The organism is Comamonas denitrificans (assembly GCF_042654745.1).
Classification (GTDB): Bacteria; Pseudomonadota; Gammaproteobacteria; order Burkholderiales; family Burkholderiaceae_C; genus Comamonas; species Comamonas denitrificans.
In genome coordinates this window covers 1-21,405 of record NZ_JBHSEY010000042.1, presented here as the reverse complement: position 1 = coordinate 21,405, position 21,405 = coordinate 1, and the positions used below count along the sequence as shown (strand labels likewise).

Sequence of the window (21,405 nt, the reverse complement as noted above, 5' to 3'; positions counted from 1 at the left end):
CAGTTGCCGCTTTTCCCTGTTTTGCTTTTCAGCCCCTGCCATGCCCCGCCTCTACTCTGTTGAACATGTTTGGCTTGATGCCAGCACCCCCGACGCGGCCACCGTCGGCATTACCGCCCACGCCCAAGAGGCGCTGGGCGATGTCGTGTTTACCGACTTGCCCGCCCCCGGCACCACGCTGGCGGCAGGCCAAGTGGCCGGGGTGATTGAATCGGTCAAAGCCGCGGCCGATTTATTTGCCCCCGCCAGCGGGGAAGTCCTGGCGATCAATCCCGCCGTGCAAGCCGACCCCAGCTTGCTCAACACCGACCCCCTGGGCGCGGGCTGGCTGTTTACCGTGCGCCTGACGGCCCCCGCACAGCTCGATGCATTAATGGACGAAGCCGCCTACCAAGCGTTTTGCCAGTAAGTTGCTGGCCGTTGGCCACCGGCAGGCGCGGCCAGCTTCCCCATTGAGCGCCAGCAGTGGTAAAACCGGGCACCTGCCGTTTTGCCCTCCTGCTGCCATGCGCCAACCTGATTTGTCTTTTCTCGTCCAACGCCAAGAAAGCCTGGGCGATGACGCACCCCTGCCGCTGTTGCCGCAGGAGCCCAGCTTCGCCCCGCTCGAGGCCGTCGAGGCGGCCGCGCAGCTGCCCCAGGACGACCCCTTGGCCATTTTGATTGCCGAGTTGCGCAACTACCAGGCTGAGCTGGAGGTGCAAAACCAGGTGCTCAATTACAGCCAGGCGGTGGCAGAAAGCGCCTCTGAGCGGTTTGAAGCCCTGTTTGCCAGCGTGCCGCTGCCGCTGCTGGTGCTGGACGATGCGCACGACATGGTGATCCAGGCCAACGCCATGGCGCTCAATGCCTTTCAGCCCCAGGGCAGTGACCGGCTGCTGGCCTCTTTCATGCCGTTTGTCTGCCCCGCCGACCGCGACCGGGTGCAGCAGGCCTTCACCCTGGCCCGCAGCCAAGGCAAAAGCGAAGTGCACGAAATGGTCTTCAACCTGGGCAACCGCAGCACCATGCAGGGCGACTTGCACATTGCCTGCATTGAAGTGCCCCGGCAAGACGGCCCCCCCACGGCGCAATTCATGTGCGCCATCATCGACCAGGAGCCGCTGCTGGCCGAACGGCGCACCCTGCAGCAGCGCAATGCCCAGCTGCTGGCCAGCGAAAAACGGCTGGAGGCGGTGATCAACGCCTCGATGGATGCCATCATCAGCGTGGATAAGGCGATGCGCATCACCGTCTTCAACCCCACGGCAGCGGCCTTGTTTGCCTGCAGCGCCGAAGATGCCCTGGGCAGCCCCTTGGCACGGTTTTTGCCCGAGGTGGCCGCCTCTTTGCCCTTGTCCCACATCACCACCCAGGCCCTGCTGGGCGAAATGCAGGCCCACACAGCCAGTGGCCAGCGGGTGGCGGTGGAGGTCAGCGTCGCTTTTGAGCCTGACGGGACCAGTACCACCGTGTTTGCCCGCGACCTGACCAGCCGCAAGCGCACCGAAGCACAGCGCAGCGCCCTGGAAACCCAATTGCGCGAAGCACACAAAATGCAGGCGCTGGGCACCATGGCCGGGGGCATTGCGCACGACTTCAACAACATCGTCGGCGCAATCCTGGGCAACGTGGAATTGGCCAAAACCGATAGCAGCCACCAGCCGCAGCTTTTGGACAGCTTGCTGGAAATTGAAAAAGCCGGCCGCCGCGCCCGTGATTTGGTGCGGCAAATTCTCACCTTTAGCCGCAACGAGCCCCCCGCCCGCCGCGCCGTCCACCCACGGCACGCCATCCAAGAAAGCGAAAAACTCTTGCGCATGGGCCTGCCCCCGGCAATTGAGCTGGCGATTGATGCCCCGGCCGATCTGCCCCCCATGCTGGCCGACCCGGCCCAGGTCGAGCAAGCCTTGTTCAACCTGACCAACAACGCCATTCATGCCATTCACAACAGCATGCATTCCGGCGGAAAAATCACCATTCGCGCCCGCCTGGCCCTGCCCGATTTGGGGCTGGTGCAGCGCTTTGACTTGCAGCCGGACAACTACATTGCCCTGACGGTGCAAGACAACGGCCCGGGCATGGATGCCGCCACCCAAGAGCGCATTTTTGAACCCTTCTTCACCACCAAGCCCGTGGGCCAAGGCACTGGGCTGGGGCTGGCCGTAGTGCACGGTCTGATGCGCACCCATGAAGGGGCTGTCGAGGTGCACAGCCACCCGGGCCAAGGCTGCACCTTCACGCTGTACTTTCCGCTGCTGCCCGCCAGCACGGCGGCAATTTTTACCGCCCCCCGGCTGCAGCGCGTCAAACCCCTGGAATCGGCCGCCCTGCCCGTCACCCTGCACTCGGCCCCACAAATGCAGCACCATGTGATGTATGTCGATGACGATGCCGCCATGGTGCATTTGGTGCAGCGCCTGCTGCGCCGCCGGGGCTACCAAATCACCACCTTTGAAGACCCCCGGGCGGCCGTGCAGGCTTTGCACGCTACGCCCCACGCCTTTGATTTGGTGGTCACCGACTACAACATGCCCGGTTACTGCGGTCTGGAGTTGCTCAAGGCGGCCCAGTCGATTCGCCCCGATTTGCCCGTGGCCCTGGCCTCGGGCTACGTCACCTCGGAAATCAGCGAGCAGGCCCTGGCCGCCGGGGCTTTGGCCCTGATTCATAAGCCCAACGATGTCAGCGAGTTGTGCGCCATCGTGGATCAGCTTTTGCACCCCAATACCCATGCCACCACCGACTGGCATGAACGCTAAACATGACCCCTGCACGCCCTGTCTGCCTGTATGAAGACCACGCCCTGCTGGTCTTGCTCAAACCTGCGGGCCTGCTGTGTGTACCGGGCCGAGGGCCGGACAAACAAGACTGCCTCAGCGCCCGCGCCCAGGCGCATTGGCCCGATGCGCTGGTGGTGCACCGCCTGGACATGGCCACCTCCGGCCTGGTGTTGCTGGCCCGCAATAAAACCGCCCAGGCGCAGCTAAGCCAAGCCTTTGCCCAGCGCCAAGTGCACAAGCGCTACAGCGCCATCGCGGCGGGCGCGCTGCACACCAAGGGCTGGCAGCAAATAGATGCCCCGCTGCGCTGCGATTGGGAGCAGCGCCCCCGGCAAATGGTCGACCCCCTGGCCGGCAAACCCAGCACCACCCGCTATTGCGTGGCCCCCGACCAAACGGGCGTGCCTAGCACGTGTACCCGGCTGTGGCTGGAGCCCATAACTGGGCGCAGCCACCAGCTGCGCGTGCACTTGGCCCACTTGGGGCACCCCTTGGTGGGTGATGCTTTGTATGCCCCACCGAGTGTGCAAACACTGGCTCCACGCTTGCTGCTGCATGCCCAAAGCTTGGGCTTTGCCCATCCAGAGCACGGTAAACCGCTGTTTTTTCATTCCGCAGCCGATTTTTGAATTGTTTTTTATTTAGGTATTAACCCTTGGCTTGAATAATTTCGCCGAAATATTTTTCCGCTGAATACGCTAAAAATTTCTGCTTATTTTTTAATCCAAGCCTTGTATAACAAGGGTTTAGTGCTACTTTTATGCCAAGTTGCTTGGCCTTGCGCCATATACACGCCGCGCCATCGCTAAAAGGAAAGGCAGCCATAGTAAAAACCCGCTTGCTGGCTTATGCACGCAATTTTTATCCTCTCGCCCCATGTGACAAGCTTGCAAACTGCAATATTTGTCCATCAACCGAAACCTTTGTGTGCGCATTAATCATCTAAAGAGAGGACAAGCACCATGCATATTCCCTTCCGTCTGCAAACCTTGGTCGCCACCATGGGCCTGGCTGGCGCTGCCTTGCTGGGTCAGGCGCATGCCGCAGACTCCATCAAAATCGCCATGGTCATTCCCGCCACCGGCCCCCTGACCCAATACGGCGACATGGTCAAAGAAGGCGTTGCCACTGCTGTTGAGCAAATCAACGCGGCGGGCGGCATCAATGGCAAAAAAATCGAAACCACCGTGGTCGATGATGCTTGCGAACCCAAGCAAGGCCCCGTGGCCGCCAACCGGGTGGTGAACGACAAAATTCGTTACGTCATCGGCCCTGTGTGCTCCGGCGCTGCCATCGCCGCCGCCCCGATTTACAACAACGAAGGCGTGGTGGTCATTACCCCCTCGGCCACGTCGCCCGCACTGACCGAGGGCAAGAATTTTCACTTCATCTTCCGCACCATTGGCCGCGATGACCAGCAAGGGCCAGCGGCTGCCAAGTTCATCATCAACAAAGCCAAGCCCAAAAAAGTGGCTGTGCTGCACGACAAACAGTCGTATGGCCAGGGCATTGCCGCCTCGGTGCGCGATGAGCTGAAAAAAGCCAACGTTGATGTCGCCCTGTTTGAAGGCATCAACGCCGGCGACAGCGACTACTCGGCCGTGATCACCAAGCTCAAAAGCGCCGGTGCCGATTTTGTGTACTACGGTGGCTACCACCCTGAAATGGGTCTGCTGCTGCGCCAAGCCGCCGAGCAAGGCCTGAAAGTGCGCATGATGGGCCCCGAAGGTGTGGGCAACCCCGAGATCAACGCCATCGCTGGCAATGCTGTCGAAGGCATGCTGGTAACCCTGCCGGCCGACCCCGCCGCCAAGCCAGAAAATGCTGCCTTGGTCAAAGCCTTTAAAGACAAAGGCCGCGATGCTTCGGGTGCTTTCCAAATGGGCGCTTACACCGCCACCCAAGTGCTGGCCCAAAGCATCAAAGCCGTGGGTGACGATGCCGAAAAAGTGGCTGACTACCTGCACAAAACCGCATTCAACATGCCCACCGGCAATGTGGCCTGGGATGCCAAAGGCGACCTGAAGGCATTTGACTTCCCCGTTTACTCTTGGCACAAGGACGGCAGCAAGTCCGTGGCTGAAAAGTAATCCAGCAATCCCTTCACATCCATTCTTTACTCGGATGGCCCACAGTGTTCCCTTCATAAGGCCTGTGGGCTTTTAAGTTCCAAAAAACCAATACCCCGGTTGCTTGTGCACGTCCCAAGCAGGAAATGCGGATATGAACGAATTCCTCCCTCAGCTGATACAACAGCTTTTTAACGGCCTCTCACTGGGGGCCATTTACGCCTTGATTGCCATTGGCTATACCATGGTTTACGGCATCATCGGCATGATCAACTTCGCTCACGGTGAGATTTACATGATCGGTGGCTACGTGGGTCTGGTGACCCTCTCGGCCGTGGGCACGCAAAGCGGCCTGCCGATTTGGATGGTGATTGGCCTCATGCTGGTCGTTGCCGTCTTTATTACCGGTTTGTACGGTTTTGCCATTGAGCAGGTGGCCTACAAGCCCTTGCGCGGCAGCCCGCGCCTGGTGCCGCTGATTTCGGCCATTGGTATGTCCATCTTTTTGCAAAACTGGGTGGCCCTGGGCCAAGGTGCCCGCGATATGGCCGTGCCTGCGCTGCTGCCCGGTGCCTTGCGCTTTGGTGACGAAAATGGTTTTGAAATTTTTGTTCCCTACGCACGCATTCTCATCATCGTGGTCACCGTGGTGCTGATGATTGCGCTGACCCTGTTTATCCGCCATTCGCGCATGGGCCGCGCCAGCCGCGCGTGCTCGCAAGACATGCACATGGCCAGCCTGCTGGGTATCAACACCAACCAGGTCATCTCGTTTACCTTTGTGCTGGGGGCCATGCTTGCTGCAGTTGGCGGAGTGCTTATCGCACTGGCCGTGGGCAAATTGAACCCATTCATTGGTTTTATTGCCGGTATTAAAGCGTTTACAGCTGCAGTTTTAGGTGGAATCGGCTCCATTCCTGGTGCGATGCTGGGCGGGGTGATTCTGGGTGTGGCCGAAACGCTGGCCGCAGCCTACATCTCCTCGGAATACAAAGACATCGTGGCCTTTAGCCTGTTGGTGCTGATTTTGCTGTTCCGCCCCACGGGTCTGCTGGGCAAGCCTGAAGTGGAGAAGGTGTAATGCGCAAAATTCAACACAACCTGATCCCGGCCCTGTTGGCCGCTGTGATTGCCGCCTTGGTGATCATCCCGATTTTTGGTCTGGAGCTCAAACGCGCTGGCATGACCATGGGCTTGGAATCGCACTGGAGCTTTGTGCTCTGGGGCAGCTTGGCCGTATTTATCGTGCAACTGCTCAAACCCGCCCTCCAGGCACGCACCGCCGGGCTGGGCCTGAGCCTGCCCAAACTGCCCAGCTTGCCTGCCCAATGGGTCAAGCCGCTGATGTTTGCCGCCTTGCTCATGGCCGTGACCTGGCCCTTTTTTGCCGGGCGCAACGCCATTGACATTGCCACCCTGGCGCTGATTTACGTCATGCTGGGGCTGGGGCTGAACGTGGTGGTCGGCTTTGCCGGGCTGCTCGATTTGGGCTTTGTCGGCTTCTACGCCGTCGGGGCCTACACCTACGCCTTGCTGTTTCACTGGGCGGACTGGAGCTTTTGGCAAGCACTGCCGCTGGCCGGGGCCATGGCCGCGCTGTTTGGCTTTTTGCTGGGCTTTCCGGTGCTGCGCTTGCGCGGCGACTATTTGGCGATTGTGACCTTGGGCTTTGGCGAAATTATTCGCCTGTTGCTGGTGAACCTGACCGATTGGACCGGCGGCCCCGATGGTATTTCTGGCATTCCCAAACCCACGGTGATGGGCTTGGAGATGACCCGCAATGCCAGCGTCGAAGGTGCCCAAACCTTTCACCAGTTCTTTGACCTGGCGTTCAACTCGGTACACATGGTGATCTTTTTGTACCTGATGGCCTTGCTGCTGGCGCTGGTGACGCTGTTTATCAGCAACCGCCTCATCCGCATGCCCATTGGCCGTGCCTGGGAAGCCCTGCGCGAGGATGAAATCGCCTGCCGCTCGCTGGGCCTGAGCCCCATGAAGATCAAGCTCTCGGCCTTCACCTTGGGCGCGATGTTTGCCGGCTTTGGCGGCGCTTTCTTTGCCGCCCGCCAAGGCATCGTGAACCCCGAATCGTTCACCTTTATCGAGTCAGCCCTGATTTTGGCCATCGTGGTGTTGGGCGGCATGGGCTCCCAGCTGGGGGTGATTGTTGCCGCTGTGCTGCTGACGGCTTTGCCTGAAATTGCCCGCGAGTTCTCCGAATACCGCATGCTGATTTTCGGCTTGGTGATGATTTTGATGATGATCTGGCGCCCCCAGGGCCTGTTGCCCATGAAACGCCACCAGATCAAGGTCGATTCGGTTTAACTCCGCCAGCGCAATCATTGGAAAGATTTAAGAGCATGACACAGAGCGGATCGCTACTTGAAGTACACAACTTGGGCATGCGTTTTGGCGGTTTGATTGCCGTCGATGGCATCGAGCTGAACCTGCGACCCAAGGAAATTTTTGCCATCATCGGCCCCAACGGGGCGGGCAAAACCACGGTGTTCAACTGCATCAGCGGTTTTTACACCCCCTCGTCGGGCAACATCAACTTGGAAGGGCAGCGCATCGACGGCCTGGGCAGCCACAGCGTGGCCCGCAAAGGCATTGTGCGCACCTTCCAGAACGTGCGCCTGTTTAAAACCATGACGGCACTGGAGAACCTGTTGGTCGCCCAGCACCAGCACCACAAGGCCTCGGTGCTGGCTGGGCTGTTCAACACCGCCAGCTACCGCAAGCAGGAGCAAGAATCTATCGAACGCGCCATGCACTGGCTGCGCTACATGGGCATTGCCGAATTTGCCAACCGCCAAGCCGGCAACCTGGCCTATGGCCACCAGCGCCGCCTGGAAATTGCCCGCTGCATGATCACCGAGCCCAAGCTGTTGATGCTGGACGAGCCGGCCGCAGGCCTGAACCCCCAGGAGAAAAAAGACCTGCAGCAACTCATTGGCCGCCTGCGTGATGAATACGGTGTCACCATCTTGCTCATTGAGCACGATATGGGCCTGGTGATGGGCGTATCTGAGCGGATTTTGGTGATGGAATATGGCCGCCCGATTGCGGTGGGCCTGCCCGAAGAAATCCAAAACAATGAACAGGTCATCAAGGCCTATTTGGGAGAAGCCTGATGCAAGCAAGCAACAACGCCACCACCCGCCCAGGGCAGCGCCCCATGCTCGCCATCGAGCAGCTGTGTACCCACTACGGGGCCATTTGCGCAGTGGATCACGTCAGCCTGCACGTGAACCAGGGCGAAATCGTCAGCCTGATCGGTGCCAACGGCGCAGGCAAAACTTCGCTGTTGATGACCGTGTGCGGCACCCCCCGTGCCACCTCGGGATCGGTGCAGTTTGAGGGCGAAGAGATCACCAACCTGCCCTCGCACCACATCATGCGCAAAGGCATCGCCATCTCGCCCGAGGGGCGGCGCATTTTCCCGGCGCTAACCGTGATGGAAAACCTGCAAATGGGCGGTTTCTTTCACACCAAGGACGACATCGCCAGCGGCATGGAGCACGTGTTCCACCTCTTCCCCCGCTTGCGCGAGCGTGCTGCCCAGCGGGCCGGCACCATGAGCGGTGGCGAGCAGCAAATGCTGGCCATTGGCCGCGCCTTGATGACCAAGCCGCGCCTGCTGCTGCTTGATGAGCCGACGCTGGGGCTGGCACCGCTGATCATTGCGCAGATTTTTGACATCATTCAAACCATCCGCGCCGAAGGGGTCACGGTGTTTTTGGTCGAACAAAACGCCAACCGCGCCCTGCAAATTGCAGACCGCGGCTACGTTCTTGAAAACGGCCGGGTGGTGCTGGAAGACACCGGCGCCGCTTTGCTGACCAACGACGCGGTGCGCAAAGCCTACCTGGGCGGCTAAAAACCCCCGCACCCACCCCACCGGTACTGCGCAACCATGGCACCATTGCGGCCATGGTTGCACAGCATTTATTCATTCTTACCGGGGCATCGCGCGGCATGGGGCGGGCCATGGCGGGCCAGCTTTTGCAGGCAGGCCACACCCTCATCACCCTGGCCCGCAGTCCTTTGCCTTTGCCGCCCCAGCCACTGGCCACCCACCTGCATTGGCCGCATGATTTAACCGCCCCCGAGGCCGCCGCCGGCCAACTGCTGGCTTGGCTGCAAGCCTGCCGCGCGAGCGACTACGCCAGCGCCACCCTGATCAACAACGCCGCGATGATTCCCCCCATCGCCCCCTTGTGCGCCACCGCCTGGCCAGACATTGCCGCAACCTTGCGGCTTGGCCTGGAAGCGCCCATGGTGCTGACCAGTGCCTTTTTACAAGGCACAGCCCACTGGACGCAGCCCAAAAAGGTGCTCAATATCTCTTCGGGCCTGGGTCGGCGCGGCATGGCCAGCCAAGCGCCCTACTGCGCAGCCAAAGCGGGGCTGGACAACTTCTCTCAAGCACTGGCGCTGGAAGAAGCGCTCAAACCCCATGGCGCACGCGTGTGCAGCCTGGCCCCCGGGGTGATCGACACCGCCATGCAAGCCCAGCTGCGCAGCGCCGATGCGGACAACTTTCCCGATGCCCACCGCTTTGGCCATTTGCACAGCAATGGCCTGCTGACCAGCGCCGAGGATGCCGCCACCCAGGTGCTCGCCTGGCTGGCCCGCCCCGACTTTGGCACCCCCGTGCTGGCCGATGTGCGCCAGCCCTGATGAGCTAAGAACGTGTTCACGATCTAAGGTGCCCAACCCCATGCCTTTTCCCCCGTTGCTGACCGCTTTGCACACCCTGCCTCGCTCGGCCCGCGATAGCTTGCTGGTGGTCTTGGCCGCTGCTTTGGTGCTCTTGCCCCAGTTGCCGCATTTGCCGCTGTGGGCCAGCGCCATCACGGCAGGGCTGCTGCTGTGGCGTGCTTTGCTAGCATGGCGCGTTGAGCCATTGCCAAAAGCATGGCTAAAAGCGCTGATACTCCTTTGTGTTGTAGCGCTAACAGCTACACAATTTAAAACCATCTTCGGCCCTGCCGCCGGTGCGGCCTTGATCGTGCAATTGCTGGCCTTGAAAACTTTAGAAATGCACGCCCGCCGTGATGCCATGGTGGTGTTCTTTCTGGGGTTTTTCAGCCTGATCACCGTGTTTATCGAGTCGCAAAGCCTGGTCACCACCGCCTTGGTGCTGCTGGCGCTGTGGTGGCTGTTGGCCGCTTTGATCAACGCCCACCGCCCCGTGGGCCAGCCACGCTGGCGCGAACTGCTGCGCCAAGCGGCCAGCTTGTTGCTGTGGGGGCTGCCGCTGATGGTGGTGCTGTTTGTCTTCTTCCCGCGCTTGCCGCCGCTGTGGGGTCTGCCCACTGATGGCCTGCAAGGCACCACGGGCTTGTCCGAAGACATGCAGGTGGGCCAGGTCGCCAGCCTGGCGCAAGACAGCAGCGTGGCGCTGCGCGTGCGCTTTGGCGATGGGGTGCCACCAGCGCAGCAGCAGCTGTATTTTCGCGGCCCGGTGTTAAGCCACTTTGATGGCCGCAATTGGACGGCCACGCCCTTTACCCCCTGGGGCCGGCAAGCAAACAACCCACCCGTCGAGGCACTGGAGCCAGGGCCTGGCTTGGAGTACGAAGTCACCCTTGAGCCCCACCGCCAGCGCTGGCTGCTCACCTTGGAGGCCACCCCCCAGCCGCCCGTGCTGGCCCAGCGCAGCGTGCGCCCCAGCGGCCAGGCGCAGTGGATGAGCCCCCAGCCGATCACCGAGGTGCTGCGCTACCAGGCGCAGGCCATCTTGCGCTTTCGGTATGGGGAACAACTCACGGCACAAGAGCAAGCCCAATTGCGCCAACTGCCTGCGGGCAGCAATCCCCGCACCCTGGCCATGGGCCAACAACTGCGCCAAGCGCATGGGCAGGACGACCAGGCCTTGATTGCTGCGGCGCTCAAGCACCTGCGCACAGGCGGCTACACCTACACCCTGACCCCCGGCGTGTACCCCAGCGATACCGCCGATGCCTTCTGGTTTGACATCCAGCGGGGCTTTTGCGAGCACATTGCGTCGGCCTTTGCCGTGCTGATGCGCTCGGCCGGCATTCCGGCACGCATCGTCACCGGCTACCAAGGCGGCGAGCGCAATGCCGTCGATGGCCTGTGGACGGTGCGCCAAAGCGATGCCCACGCTTGGACCGAGGTGTGGCTGCCTGGGCAAGGCTGGCTGCGCATCGACCCCACCGCTGCGGTTGCGCCCGACCGCATCGAACTGCTGCAGCGCCTGGCCCCACCGCCCACCTTGTTCTCCGGCACGGTGGGGCGCATGTTCAACCCCAACATGCTGCAGCAGCTGCGTGCCAATTGGGAGGCGCTGAACCAGCGCTGGAACGATTGGGTGCTCAGCTACAACAGCACCCAGCAAAGCCAACTGTTCAACCACTGGAATCTGAGCGACTGGTCCAGCACCCGCCTCGCCCTTGGTCTGGGCGGTTTCGTCGGTGGGCTGCTGGCCTTGGCCGGGGCCTGGCGCTGGCACCGCTGGCACCAGCGCGACCCCTGGCTGCGCTTGCTTGACCAGGCACGCCGGCGCTTGCTTGCCGCCGGACTGGCCGATGCTCCCTGGCTAGGCCCGCGCCAATTGGCCCAGGCATTGCAAAATCAATGGGGCCCAAGCAGCCAATCTGCCCAAGACTGGCTGCTGGCCATGGAACAATGGCGCTATGCGTCCCATAGCAGCCCACGCCCAAGCCTACAGCCCTTGCGCCGCAATTTTCGGGCTGTGCACTGGCCCCCTGCACTGAAAAAATGACTCCTTTGCTTCGCCTTCTTGCCACCAGCGTGCTCACGGCCGCCCTGCTCCCGGCCTGTGCGGCCCCCAAAAAAACCGACGCGCCCCAGCGCCCCCCCTTGAGCCAACGCGCCGACGTACAAAACTGGGTCGCCGACACCGCCCAGCGCAACAACCTGGATGCCCAGTGGTTGCAGGCCCAGCTGGCCCAGGCCCGGTTTTTGCCCCAAGTGCCCCGGCTGATGACCCCAGCCCCCAAAACCACCAGCACCGCCCCCGATTGGGCCAGCTACCGCAACCGTTTTATCGAGCCGATTCGCATCCGCGCCGGGGTGCAATTCTGGAACGAGCATGCCGACACCCTCGCCCGGGCCGAGGCCACCTATGGCGTGCCCGCCAGCATCATCGTCGGCATCATTGGTGTTGAAACCATTTATGGCCGCCACATGGGCAATCTGCGCGTGCTCGATACCTTGAGCACGCTGGCCTTTGATTTTCCCCAGGCCCACCCCCGCGCCGCCCAGCGCCAAGCGTATTTCCAAGGCGAGCTGGCACAATTTTTAAGCACCGCATGGGCCCAGGGCAGCGACCCCACCCTGCCGCTGGGCAGCTACGCCGGCGCGGCAGGCCTGGGCCAATTCATGCCCACCAGCCAAGAAAAATGGGCGGTCGATTTTGATGGCGATGGCCAGATCGACCTCTTCAACAGCGCGGCAGATGCCATCGGCTCGGTGGCCCATTACTTTCAAGCCCATGGCTGGATCAGCGGCCTGCCCGTGGTGTACTTGCCTGTGTTTGATCCTGAAAAACTCGATTTGGCCACCTTGCTCGTGCCTGACATCCTGCCCAGCTTTACCCCCGAGCAAATGAGCGCCCTGGGTGCCCACCCCGAAGAGGGCATGGGCCACCCCGGCCTGCTGGCACTGATTGAACTGAAAAACGGCCGCAACCCACCCAGTTACGTGGTCGGTACGCAAAATTTTTACACCATCACCCGCTACAACTGGTCCAGCTACTACGCCCTGGCGGTGTATGAACTGGGCGAGGCGGTCGCCGCCGCGCGACAAGGCACCAGCAGTGTGCCAATTCAGCCCAGGGTGATTGCGCCGTAAGCGCGTATGGGCGATCGCGGCACGAAGGGGTGCAGGCTACGATCGAGATAGGCTGCCAGGCGCAGAGATAGCGGGCGCCATCGCGAGGATTTGCAACCCCGCAGCCCACCCGGGGCCACAGGAGGCAGGCAACGCAGCGATACGTGCAGAGGCCCCTAGGCCTCCTCTACCGCCCCCAAGGTTTGTCCAGCCTGGCACATCTGCCCGGCAGGCACCAGGCGACGCAAGCGGCCCGAGCACGGGGCGAGGATGGGAGTTTCCATCTTCATCGCTTCCATCAAGGCCAGCACTTCGCCGGTTTCGACCCGCTCGCCCTCGGCTTTGTGCCAGGTGACCAAGGTGCCCGCCAGGGGGGCCGTGATGCTGCCAAAGGGTTGGGCTGCGGCCGGGGCGGCTGACACAGGAGCCGCTTCAGCGGTCTGCCCGGCGGGCACTCCCGCAAAATCGGCGGGCAGGCCCAGGCTCACGCGTTTGCCATCCAGCTCGATAAAGGTGCGGCGCAAGGGGCTTTCATGGGGCGGCTGGGGGTGCTCGGCAGGGGCAAACTGCGCTTGCATTTCGGTTTCGATCCAGCGGGTGTGGACGGCAAAGCCGTCTGCGGCGGTGAAGGCCGGGTCTTGCACCACGGCGCGGTGAAAGGGTAGCACGCTGGCCACGCCCTCGATGGTGAACTCGGCCAAGGCCCGGCGGGCCCGCGCCAGGGCCTGTGCCCGGGTGGCACCGGTCACGATCAGCTTGGCCATCAGCGAGTCGTAGCTGCCGGGCACGGTGCTACCAGCCACCACCCCGGTATCGACGCGCACACCGGGGCCGCTGGGGGCCTCAAAGCGGCGGATGGTGCCAGGCGTGGGCAGATAGCCCCGGCCCGGGTCTTCGGCATTGATGCGAAATTCAAAACTGTGGCCCCGCGCCTGCGGGGTGCTGGTAATGGACAGCGGCAGTCCGTCGGCAATGCGCAATTGCTCCAGCACCAGATCGACGCCGGATGTTTCTTCGGTCACGCAGTGCTCGACCTGCAAACGGGTGTTCACCTCCAAAAAAGACACCTGCCCGCTGCGGCTGAGGAGGAACTCCACCGTGCCCGCACCGACATAGCCCGCCGCCTGGCAAATGGCGCAGGCGGCGTTTTCGATTTGCGCCGTTTGCGCAGGGCTGAGGAAGGGGGCCGGGGCTTCTTCCACCAGCTTTTGATTGCGCCGCTGCAAGGAACAGTCGCGGGTGCCGACCACCACCACGCTGCCCTGCTGGTCGGCGACGATTTGCGCCTCGATATGGCGGGGGCGATCCAAAAACTGCTCCAAAAAACACTCCCCCCGGCCAAAGGCGGCCGTGGCCTCGCGCACTGCCGAGTGGTACAGCTCGGCCACCTCCTCCAGCTGCCAGGCCACTTTCAGGCCCCGGCCACCGCCACCGTACGCGGCTTTGATCGCTACGGGCAGCCCATGCTCACGGGCAAAGGCCAGCACTTCATCGGCACTGCGAACCGGCTCGGCCGTACCGGCCACCAGGGGGGCGCCCACCTGCAAGGCAATTTTGCGGGCCGCCACTTTGTCCCCCAGGGCTTCAATGGTGTGCGGGGGGGGGCCAATCCAGATCAGGCCCGCATCCAGCACGGCCTGGGCAAAGTCAGCGCGTTCGGCCAAAAAGCCATAGCCCGGGTGCACGGCGTTGGCACCGCTGCGCCGGGCGATATCCAGCAGTTTGTCGATGCGCAAGTAGCTGTCTTGCGCCCGCGTGCCGTTCAGCGCCCAGGCTTCATCGGCTGCTTGTACATGCAGGGCCTGGGCATCCGGGTCGGCATAAACGGCCACAGATGGCACGCCGTAATCGCGGCAGGCGCGGGCGATGCGCACGGCAATTTCGCCCCGGTTGGCAATAAGCACTTTGGCAATAGGAGTGGAAGGACGGGTCATGGGCAACTGCTTCGACAAAAACGAGAAAGAGAAAACAACTAGGCCGCAGCGATCACCCGAAAACGGATGGTGCAGCCCACCGGTATTTGTGCGGCCAAGTCCAAATGGTGGCTGGCCACGGCGGCCATCACCGGATAGCCCCCGGTCAAAGGGTGGTCGGCCAGGAACAGCACCGGCTGGCCGCTAATGGGCACTTGGATGGCGCCGTTGACGGTGCCCTCGCTGGGCAATTCGTCATGGCGCACGCGCTGCAAAGGCTGCGCCCCGGCCAGGCGCATGCCAATGCGGTTCGAGCGGGGAGTGACCTGCCAGCTTTGCCCGGTCAGCAGGGCCAGTGCATCGGCATGAAACCAGTCCGAGCGCGGGCCCCAGGTGATGTCCAGCACCACTGCATCGCCCGCCCGGGGCAGCGCGGGCACTGCGGCAGGGTCAATCGTCTGCACCGCCTGCACATGCTGGGGCGGGACACTGCCCACCGCCAGCACTGCCCCGGCCTGCACGGGGGGCGGACCAATCTGGGCCAGGGTATCGGTCGCGCAGCTGCCCAGCACCGGGGCCAGCTGCCAGCCACCGCGCACCGCCACATAGGCCCGCACACCCGCCTGGGGCGGGGCGATGCGCAGGCTCTGCCCATCGTTGAGCGCCACCGTGGCCGGGCTGGACAGCTGCTGAAGCGGCTGCCCCTGGGCATCCAGAACGTGCAGCGTCCCCTGGGCCCCCGCCACCCCCAGGGTCGTGCGGCCGCGGCTGCGCAGGTGCAGGCCGCCGAGCACACTTTCCAGAACCGGGGTGTGAATCGGATTGCCCACCAGGCGATTGGCCTGGCGCATGGCACCCTGATCCAGCGCCCCAGAGGGCGCAATGCCCTGCCCCGACTGGCCCAGGCGCCCTTGGTCTTGTACCAGGGTTTGCAGGCCAGCATCTAAAATTTCTATAGCAATTTCCACATTATTATTAATATTTTCAGGCTTTTTTTTGCTATTTTTTATTGATATTTCAGCGGGAATAACTATGGTTTTTTTATTCCCCAACGCCGAGAACTGCACCATCATCCCCGGCTGCACACAGGCCGGTTCCGGGCGGCTCAAGTCCCACATAGCCAGTGCCGTGGTGCCCAGCAATTGCCAGCCGCCAGGGCTGGCGTTGGGATAGACGGCACTGAAACGCCCGCCCAAGGCCACCGACCCGGCAGGCACCTGGGTGCGCGGCGTGGTGCGCCGGGGCAGGTCAAAGCAGGGGTGTCCCCCGGTCAGATAAACAAAACCCGGCGCAAAACCGGCAAACGCCGCTTGCCACGGCTGGCCGGTATGGCGCTCAATCACCTGGGCCACGCTGATGCCCAGCAACTCGGCCACATCGGGCAAATCGGGGCCGCTATAGTCCACGGGAATCTCCACCGTCCGCGGCGCCTGGGCAGGGGCAGCGGTTGACGACGCGGCCAGCGCCCAGCGCTGGCGCACCGCCGCCTCGACCGCCGCCGCATGGAGCAAGCCAGGCTGATAGCCCACTAGCACCGTGCGGGCCGCAGGCACCAACTCCTGTACCCCGGCAATCGGGGACTGCAGCAGCTGGCGGTACAAGGCCAGAGCCTGGGGCAAATCGTCCAGCTCAACCAAAACGGCACGGTCACTGGCCGGTAAAAAGCGCATCGTCATCCTTTTGAGCCCGCAAATGCCCGCAGGGCAATGCCTGCCTGGCTCAAGCTGGCATACAGGTGCTGGGTCATGGCCACCGCACCGGGGCTGTCGCCATGCACGCAAATCGAATCGGCGGCAATGCGCACCGGCTGACCGGTAATCGACAGCAGCGTCCCGGTTTGCACCAGCTGCAGCATGCGCTGGGCCACCTGCTGAGGATCGTGCAGCACGGCACCGCTATCGTGGCGGGAAACTAGGCTGCCATCGTCGTTGTACGCCCGGTCGGCAAAAGCCTCGGCCACCACCTGCAGCCCCCGCGCCCGCGCCCAGCCAATCAGGGGCGAGCCCGCCAAGGCCAGCAAAGTCAGCCCCGGGTCGATGGCCAAAATGGCGCTGATCACATCCTGCGCCTGGCGCTCATCGTGGGCGATGGTGTTGTACAGCGCCCCATGGGGTTTGACATAGCGCACCTGGGTTCCCGCAGCACGGGCCAGCCCCTGCAAAGCGCCGATTTGGTAGATCACATCGGCCTGCAGCTCGGCGCTGCTGGGTTCCATGTTGCGCCGTCCAAAACCAACCAGATCGGGGTAACCCACATGCGCCCCCACGGTCACCCCGCGCTCTGCCGCCCCACGCAAGGTTTGCAAAATACCCGCCGGGTCGCCAGCATGAAAGCCGCAGGCAATATTGGCACTGGTCACCACCTGCAGCATGGCGGCATCGTCGCCCATGCGCCAAGCACCAAAGCTTTCCCCTAAATCGCTATTGATATCCATCCTGTATCCTCCTGCACTGTTCAACAAACCCCATTCACCAGAAGACAAAACCATGCCCTCTCGCCACCCCACGCCGCCCCCTGCACCCGGCCTGAGCCTGGTCGATAGCGTGACCCACGCCATTCGCCAAAAACTCATTCACGGAGAGCTGCGGGCCGGTCAGCACCTGTCGGAAACCCAACTGAGCCAGCAAATGGACATTTCGCGCAATACCCTGCGCGAAGTGTTCCGCACCCTGATGAAAGAGGGGCTGCTACGCCACTCCCCCAACCGGGGCATATCGGTGGTCATCCCCTCGATGGCCGACATCATTGACATTTACCGCGTGCGCCGCCTGATCGAGTGCCAGTCCCTGGAAAAGGCCTGGCCGCTGCACCCCGCCCACAAACAAATGCAAGAGGCCATTACCAAAGGCCAGCAAGCCAGCGCCTCCAAGGATTGGCGCAGCGTCGGTTCGGCCAATATGGCGTTTCATGCCGCCATCGTCGGCCTGGCCGACAGCCAGCGCCTGTCGGCCATGTTTGAACATCTGGCCGCAGAGCTGCGCCTGGCTTTTGGCCTGCTGGATGACCCGGAATACCTGCATGCCCCGTATGTTGAACAAAACGCCCGGCTCCTGCAGCTGTTCATGGACGGGCAAACCCACCAGGCGGCCCAGACACTGGAGCACTACTTGGTGCAGTCCGAGCGCATGGTGCTGGCGGTGTATGCCCGCCAAGTTCGCTAAAAATGGCGATAGCCCTCCACAAAACCAAAGCGGCCGTGCCGCTGGGGCAGCATAAGCCGGAAGCAAGCATTATTGTTCAACAATTATTTTGCATTACTCAACAGCCAAAAGATAAGTTCAGGACAGTTTTTTTGTTATCGTTGAAATCCCTAATACATATCACCTGACAATGGTGTTACGGTTGTCGGACTTGCGTACCCATACCCAGCCGCAAGGGGCATGCCCGCCCTCCACAGCCTTTACAACAATTTTCCCTAAGGAGATATCCATGCAGCGACGTATTTTTTGCGCTACCGCCGCCTTGGCCGCCAGCCTGTGCCTGAGCACCGGCGCCTATGCCCAAACCAAATGGGACATGGCCACCGCCTACCCCGCGTTCAACTTCCACTCGAAAAACATCGAACAATTCGTGCAAGACGTGGACACAGCCACCAAGGGCTCGCTCAAAATTACGCCCCACTACGGTGCCTCGCTGTTCAAAATGCCCGAAATCAAGCGGGCCGTGCAAACTGGTAACGTGCAAATGGGCGAGTTCTTCCTGGTCAGCTTCCAGAACGAAGCGCAAATGTTTGGCCTCGATGGCCTGCCCTTCCTGGTCAAGAATTACGACGAAGCCTTCAAGCTCTACCAAGCACAAAAACCTTTCCTCGAAAAACTGCTGGACAAACAGGGCCAGGTGCTGCTGTACGCCGTGGCCTGGCCCCCGCAAAGCATTTACAGCAATAAAACCATTCAATCGGCCGCCGACCTCAAAGGCCTGAAGTGGCGCGTCTATTCCCCCACCACCGCCCGTATTGGCGAGCTGGTGGGTGCCCAACCGGCCACCATTCAAGAGGCTGAGCTCTCTCAGGCCCTGGCCACCGGCGTGATTGAGGGCTTGATCACCTCCAGCGCCACCGGTGCCGACAACAAACTGTTCGAAAACCTCAAGCACTTTTACAAAGTGCAGGCCTGGATTCCGAAAAATGCCGTCACCGTCAACAAAAAAGCCTTCAACGCTTTGACCAAAGAGCAGCAAGCGGCCGTGCGCGAAGCCGCAGCGGCCGCTGAAAAGCGCGGCTGGGAAACCTCGCGCGAGGTGGACGCCCGCTCGCTAAAAACCCTGGCCGATGGCGGCATGAGCGTGGAAGAGCCCTCGGCCCAGCTGATGGACGACCTGGGCAAGGTCGGTGACACCGTGGTCAAGGAGTGGTTGGAAAAAGCTGGGACCGACGGCCAAGCCGTGCTCAAAGCCTTTAACGACAGCAAATAAGCCTTTGGCTACCCCTGCATCCCCGCGGCAGCCTGTGTGCGCCAGCGGGGCTTCTTCTCTCGCTTATTCCCCCACCCCCTAGAAGTTGCCGTATGCGAAAGCTGCTCGATAACCTGTATGCCGCAGCCGCCGGACTGGCTGGGCTGTGCATGATTGGCATTTTGGCCATGGTGCTGCTCACCATCGTGAGCCGTTTTGTGGGCTTTTCCGCCCCCGGCGCCGATAGCTACGCCGGTTACGCCATGGCTGGTGCCGGCTTTATGGCCCTGGCCCACACCCTCAAGCGCGGCGAGCATATCCGCGTGACCCTGTTCATCAGCATGCTCTCGGGCCGGACGCAAAAAATTGTCGAAGTGCTGGCCCTGCTCATCGCCACCGTTCTGGCCGGTTTTTTGGCCTATTACAGCGTGCATTTGGTCTGCCAGTCCTGGGAGATCGAAGACGTCTCGATGGGCATTGATGCCACCCCGCTGTGGATCCCCCAGCTGCTGATGGCGCTGGGCACGGTGGTGTTTTTTATTGCGTTTTGCGATGAACTGGTACTCGAACTACTGGGACGGCGCCAAGCCCCCGCGATGGAGGATGCACACCATGAATGAGATTTTTGCCAGTGCCATGCTCACCGTCGTTTTGCTCACCCTGCTCAGCGGCGGCGTGTGGGTGGGCCTGACGCTTGCCGGTGTCGCTTGGTTTGGCCTGGAGTTTTTTACCGCCCGGCAAGCCGGTGAGGCCATGGCCATGACGATTTGGAGCTCGGCCAGTAGCTGGACGCTCACCGCCCTGCCCTTGTTTGTCTGGATGGGCGAAATCCTGTACCGCACCAACCTCTCCGAAAGCATGTTCCGGGGGCTGGCCCCGTGGGTCAACGCCCTGCCCGGGCGCTTGCTGCACACCAATGTGATTGGGTGCACGATTTTTGCCTCGGTCTCAGGCTCGTCGGCCGCCACCTGCGCCACCGTGGGCAAGATGAACATCCCCGAGCTGAAAAAGCGCGGCTACAGCGAGGCCCAGATCATTGGCTCTCTGGGCGGGCCCGCCACCCTAGGCTTGCTCATTCCGCCGTCGATTATCTTGATCGTGTATGGCGTTTCGGCCGAGCTATCGATCTCCAAGCTATTCATGGCCGGGGTGTTCCCCGGGCTGTTGCTGGCCGGGCTGTTCAGCGGCTGGATCATGCTCTGGTCGCTGTTGCACCCCGAGCAAGTGCCCAAGGCCGAGGTCACCCTCAGTTTCAGCGAAAAACTGCGCGAAGCCCGCCACCTTATCCCGGTAGTGCTATTGATTTTGAGCGTTATCGCTAGCATCTACACCGGCATTGCCACCGCGACCGAGGCGGCCTCCGTGGGCGTCGTCGGCGCCCTGGTGCTCTCGGCCTGGCAAAAAGCATTGACCTGGGAGAGCTTCAAAGCCTCGCTGATGGGGGCCACCCGCCTGTATTGCATGATTGCCTTGATTCTGGCCGGGGCCTCTTTCATGACCCTGGCCATGGGCTACATCGGCCTGCCACGGCAAATGGCCGAATTTGTCGGCAGCCTCGGTTTGTCCCCGGCCATGCTGATTATTGTGCTGGGGTTGTTTTACATCGCGGTAGGCTGCTTTTTGGATGGCATTTCCACCATCGTGCTGACGCTCAGTGTTGTGCTGCCCATTGTGCAGGCCGCAGGAATCGACCCCCTGTGGTTTGGCATTTTTCTGGTGATTACCGTGGAAACCGCCCAAATCACCCCACCGGTGGGCTTTAACCTGTTTGTGCTGCAAAGCATGACGGGCAAGCAAATCACCTACATTGCCCGGGTCTGTGCGCCCTACTTCGCCCTGATGATGCTGGCATTGACGCTTTTGTGGTTCTTCCCGGCGATTGTGACCATGCTGCCCAGCAAGATGTAAACCACGGCCGCCCCGGGCTTTTCCCTAGCCAACGCCGCTTCCCGGCGTTGGCTTTTTTTATCGCTGCATCACTTCGTGCCGACCCGTGCCTGCAGCCATTGGCAAAACACTGCGCCATGGCGAAACAGGCCGTTTCATTTGTTGAAAAACTCAAGATAATAAAACCCCTTGGCTCCGCCGTCCTTTCTCTCAAAATCCCTATGCAAAAACTCAGCTTCAAAGCCAAAATTTTGCTCATGCTGGCCAGTGCCCTGTTGGCGCTGATCGTCATGGCCACGCTGGCGCTGGTGCAAGAGCGCAAGCTCATCATCGAGCAGCGCCAGACCACCTTGCTCACCGCGGTGCAGGCGGCGCAGAGCATCGTTTTGGGCTACAAAGCCGCCGCTGACAGCGGCAAGATGTCGCAAGAGGATGCCCAAAATGCGGCCATACAGGCGCTGCGCCTGTCACGCTACAGCGGTGCCGAGGTGAATCGCCCAGGATTTCCTAGACACCTTGGAGCCTCAGGAAGTGACGCCGCTCAAACTCGGCAGGCGG

General features: G+C 61.7%; 19 protein-coding genes and 1 pseudogene. 16 read left to right on the top strand and 4 right to left on the bottom strand.

What is annotated here, in order from left to right; all coding sequences use genetic code 11:
• Window positions 1-40 precede the first annotated feature (40 nt).
• The 3 genes from gcvH (at window position 41) to ACFO24_RS08600 (ending at window position 3,391) form a co-directional block, all read left to right on the top strand.
• Window positions 41-409, top strand: a complete 369-nt coding sequence (gcvH, locus tag ACFO24_RS08610; RefSeq protein WP_377737960.1) for a glycine cleavage system protein GcvH — start codon at window positions 41-43, stop codon at window positions 407-409.
• Window positions 410-506: 97 nt separating this feature from the next.
• Window positions 507-2,741, top strand: coding sequence for a PAS domain-containing hybrid sensor histidine kinase/response regulator (locus ACFO24_RS08605; protein WP_377737959.1), 2,235 nt, complete (start codon window positions 507-509; stop codon window positions 2,739-2,741).
• Window positions 2,742-2,743: 2 nt separating this feature from the next.
• Window positions 2,744-3,391 carry an RluA family pseudouridine synthase gene (locus ACFO24_RS08600; RefSeq protein ID WP_377737958.1) on the top strand — a complete coding sequence of 216 codons (648 nt, stop codon included), beginning with the start codon at window positions 2,744-2,746 and terminating at the stop codon, window positions 3,389-3,391.
• Between the two features lie 19 nt (window positions 3,392-3,410).
• Here the strand turns inward: ACFO24_RS08600 and ACFO24_RS08595 are convergent, their stop codons facing one another.
• Entirely contained in the window at window positions 3,411-3,587 is a 177-nt protein-coding gene (locus tag ACFO24_RS08595) for a hypothetical protein (RefSeq protein ID WP_377737957.1), read from the bottom strand.
• Window positions 3,588-3,724: 137 nt separating this feature from the next.
• Between ACFO24_RS08595 and ACFO24_RS08590 the strand changes: the two genes are divergently transcribed.
• The 8 genes from ACFO24_RS08590 (at window position 3,725) to mltB (ending at window position 12,676) form a co-directional block, all read left to right on the top strand.
• Window positions 3,725-4,852 carry a high-affinity branched-chain amino acid ABC transporter substrate-binding protein gene (locus tag ACFO24_RS08590; RefSeq protein WP_377737956.1) on the top strand — a complete coding sequence of 376 codons (1,128 nt, stop codon included), beginning with the start codon at window positions 3,725-3,727 and terminating at the stop codon, window positions 4,850-4,852.
• Window positions 4,853-4,985: 133 nt separating this feature from the next.
• Window positions 4,986-5,912 carry a high-affinity branched-chain amino acid ABC transporter permease LivH gene (gene livH, locus ACFO24_RS08585; protein ID WP_377737955.1) on the top strand — a complete coding sequence of 309 codons (927 nt, stop codon included), beginning with the start codon at window positions 4,986-4,988 and terminating at the stop codon, window positions 5,910-5,912.
• A complete protein-coding gene (gene livM, locus ACFO24_RS08580) occupies window positions 5,912-7,156 on the top strand; it encodes a high-affinity branched-chain amino acid ABC transporter permease LivM (protein ID WP_377737953.1) in 1,245 nt (414 codons plus the stop codon). The genes livH and livM overlap by 1 nt, the downstream gene beginning before the upstream one ends.
• A gap of 35 nt (window positions 7,157-7,191) precedes the next feature.
• The gene (gene livG / locus ACFO24_RS08575; RefSeq protein ID WP_377737951.1) at window positions 7,192-7,965 is read left to right on the top strand and encodes a high-affinity branched-chain amino acid ABC transporter ATP-binding protein LivG; all 774 of its coding nucleotides are present in this window, start codon (window positions 7,192-7,194) and stop codon (window positions 7,963-7,965) included.
• A gap of 44 nt (window positions 7,966-8,009) precedes the next feature.
• The gene (locus ACFO24_RS08570; protein WP_207574529.1) at window positions 8,010-8,711 is read left to right on the top strand and encodes an ABC transporter ATP-binding protein; all 702 of its coding nucleotides are present in this window, start codon (window positions 8,010-8,012) and stop codon (window positions 8,709-8,711) included.
• A gap of 53 nt (window positions 8,712-8,764) precedes the next feature.
• Window positions 8,765-9,514, top strand: coding sequence for an SDR family NAD(P)-dependent oxidoreductase (locus ACFO24_RS08565; RefSeq protein ID WP_377737950.1), 750 nt, complete (start codon window positions 8,765-8,767; stop codon window positions 9,512-9,514).
• Window positions 9,515-9,554: 40 nt separating this feature from the next.
• Window positions 9,555-11,585 (top strand): transglutaminase TgpA family protein, encoded by a 2,031-nt coding sequence (locus ACFO24_RS08560; protein WP_377737949.1) that lies wholly within the window; start codon window positions 9,555-9,557, stop codon window positions 11,583-11,585.
• Entirely contained in the window at window positions 11,582-12,676 is a 1,095-nt protein-coding gene (gene mltB / locus ACFO24_RS08555) for a lytic murein transglycosylase B (protein ID WP_377737948.1), read from the top strand. The genes ACFO24_RS08560 and mltB overlap by 4 nt, the downstream gene beginning before the upstream one ends.
• Window positions 12,677-12,831: 155 nt before the next feature.
• Here the strand turns inward: mltB and ACFO24_RS08550 are convergent, their stop codons facing one another.
• Genes ACFO24_RS08550 through ACFO24_RS08540 form a run of 3 tightly spaced genes read right to left on the bottom strand, consistent with a single transcriptional unit; the run spans window position 12,832 to window position 17,002 of the window.
• Complete coding sequence (locus ACFO24_RS08550; protein WP_377737947.1) at window positions 12,832-14,589, bottom strand: acetyl/propionyl/methylcrotonyl-CoA carboxylase subunit alpha; 1,758 nt, start codon at window positions 14,587-14,589, stop codon at window positions 12,832-12,834.
• Between the two features lie 38 nt (window positions 14,590-14,627).
• Window positions 14,628-16,238 (bottom strand): 5-oxoprolinase subunit B/C family protein, encoded by a 1,611-nt coding sequence (locus ACFO24_RS08545; protein WP_377737946.1) that lies wholly within the window; start codon window positions 16,236-16,238, stop codon window positions 14,628-14,630.
• Window positions 16,239-16,240: 2 nt separating this feature from the next.
• Window positions 16,241-17,002 carry a LamB/YcsF family protein gene (locus ACFO24_RS08540; protein ID WP_377737945.1) on the bottom strand — a complete coding sequence of 254 codons (762 nt, stop codon included), beginning with the start codon at window positions 17,000-17,002 and terminating at the stop codon, window positions 16,241-16,243.
• A gap of 52 nt (window positions 17,003-17,054) precedes the next feature.
• Between ACFO24_RS08540 and ACFO24_RS08535 the strand changes: the two genes are divergently transcribed.
• From ACFO24_RS08535 to ACFO24_RS08515, 5 genes and pseudogenes are all read left to right on the top strand, one after another.
• Window positions 17,055-17,729: a GntR family transcriptional regulator gene (locus ACFO24_RS08535; protein ID WP_377737944.1), complete on the top strand. Its 675-nt coding sequence runs from the start codon at window positions 17,055-17,057 to the stop codon at window positions 17,727-17,729.
• Window positions 17,730-17,997: 268 nt separating this feature from the next.
• Window positions 17,998-18,981, top strand: coding sequence for a TRAP transporter substrate-binding protein (locus tag ACFO24_RS08530; RefSeq protein WP_377737943.1), 984 nt, complete (start codon window positions 17,998-18,000; stop codon window positions 18,979-18,981).
• 92 nt (window positions 18,982-19,073) lie between these two features.
• Window positions 19,074-19,580 (top strand): TRAP transporter small permease, encoded by a 507-nt coding sequence (locus ACFO24_RS08525; RefSeq protein WP_377737942.1) that lies wholly within the window; start codon window positions 19,074-19,076, stop codon window positions 19,578-19,580.
• Entirely contained in the window at window positions 19,573-20,868 is a 1,296-nt protein-coding gene (locus ACFO24_RS08520) for a TRAP transporter large permease (RefSeq protein WP_377737941.1), read from the top strand. Before ACFO24_RS08525 ends, ACFO24_RS08520 begins: the two co-directional genes overlap by 8 nt.
• Window positions 20,869-21,068: 200 nt before the next feature.
• A pseudogene (locus tag ACFO24_RS08515) lies at window positions 21,069-21,405 on the top strand (hypothetical protein); the annotation flags it as partial.

Excerpts from the sequence above, each read along its gene's own strand:
- livG (WP_377737951.1), top strand. The coding sequence starts at position 7,192 with ATGACACAGAGCGGATCGCTACTTGAAGTACACAACTTGGGCATGCGT.
- ACFO24_RS08600 (WP_377737958.1), top strand. The coding sequence starts at position 2,744 with ATGACCCCTGCACGCCCTGTCTGCCTGTATGAAGACCACGCCCTGCTG.
- ACFO24_RS08565 (WP_377737950.1), top strand. The coding sequence starts at position 8,765 with ATGGTTGCACAGCATTTATTCATTCTTACCGGGGCATCGCGCGGCATG.
- ACFO24_RS08605 (WP_377737959.1), top strand. The coding sequence starts at position 507 with ATGCGCCAACCTGATTTGTCTTTTCTCGTCCAACGCCAAGAAAGCCTG.
- ACFO24_RS08545 (WP_377737946.1), bottom strand. The coding sequence starts at position 16,238 with ATGCGCTTTTTACCGGCCAGTGACCGTGCCGTTTTGGTTGAGCTGGAC.
- ACFO24_RS08530 (WP_377737943.1), top strand. The coding sequence starts at position 17,998 with ATGCAGCGACGTATTTTTTGCGCTACCGCCGCCTTGGCCGCCAGCCTG.
- mltB (WP_377737948.1), top strand. The coding sequence starts at position 11,582 with ATGACTCCTTTGCTTCGCCTTCTTGCCACCAGCGTGCTCACGGCCGCC.
- ACFO24_RS08550 (WP_377737947.1), bottom strand. The coding sequence starts at position 14,589 with ATGACCCGTCCTTCCACTCCTATTGCCAAAGTGCTTATTGCCAACCGG.
- ACFO24_RS08590 (WP_377737956.1), top strand. The coding sequence starts at position 3,725 with ATGCATATTCCCTTCCGTCTGCAAACCTTGGTCGCCACCATGGGCCTG.
- ACFO24_RS08560 (WP_377737949.1), top strand. The coding sequence starts at position 9,555 with ATGCCTTTTCCCCCGTTGCTGACCGCTTTGCACACCCTGCCTCGCTCG.
- ACFO24_RS08535 (WP_377737944.1), top strand. The coding sequence starts at position 17,055 with ATGCCCTCTCGCCACCCCACGCCGCCCCCTGCACCCGGCCTGAGCCTG.
- ACFO24_RS08525 (WP_377737942.1), top strand. The coding sequence starts at position 19,074 with ATGCGAAAGCTGCTCGATAACCTGTATGCCGCAGCCGCCGGACTGGCT.
- ACFO24_RS08595 (WP_377737957.1), bottom strand. The coding sequence starts at position 3,587 with ATGGCTGCCTTTCCTTTTAGCGATGGCGCGGCGTGTATATGGCGCAAG.
- ACFO24_RS08540 (WP_377737945.1), bottom strand. The coding sequence starts at position 17,002 with ATGGATATCAATAGCGATTTAGGGGAAAGCTTTGGTGCTTGGCGCATG.
- livM (WP_377737953.1), top strand. The coding sequence starts at position 5,912 with ATGCGCAAAATTCAACACAACCTGATCCCGGCCCTGTTGGCCGCTGTG.
- ACFO24_RS08520 (WP_377737941.1), top strand. The coding sequence starts at position 19,573 with ATGAATGAGATTTTTGCCAGTGCCATGCTCACCGTCGTTTTGCTCACC.
- ACFO24_RS08570 (WP_207574529.1), top strand. The coding sequence starts at position 8,010 with ATGCTCGCCATCGAGCAGCTGTGTACCCACTACGGGGCCATTTGCGCA.
- livH (WP_377737955.1), top strand. The coding sequence starts at position 4,986 with ATGAACGAATTCCTCCCTCAGCTGATACAACAGCTTTTTAACGGCCTC.
- gcvH (WP_377737960.1), top strand. The coding sequence starts at position 41 with ATGCCCCGCCTCTACTCTGTTGAACATGTTTGGCTTGATGCCAGCACC.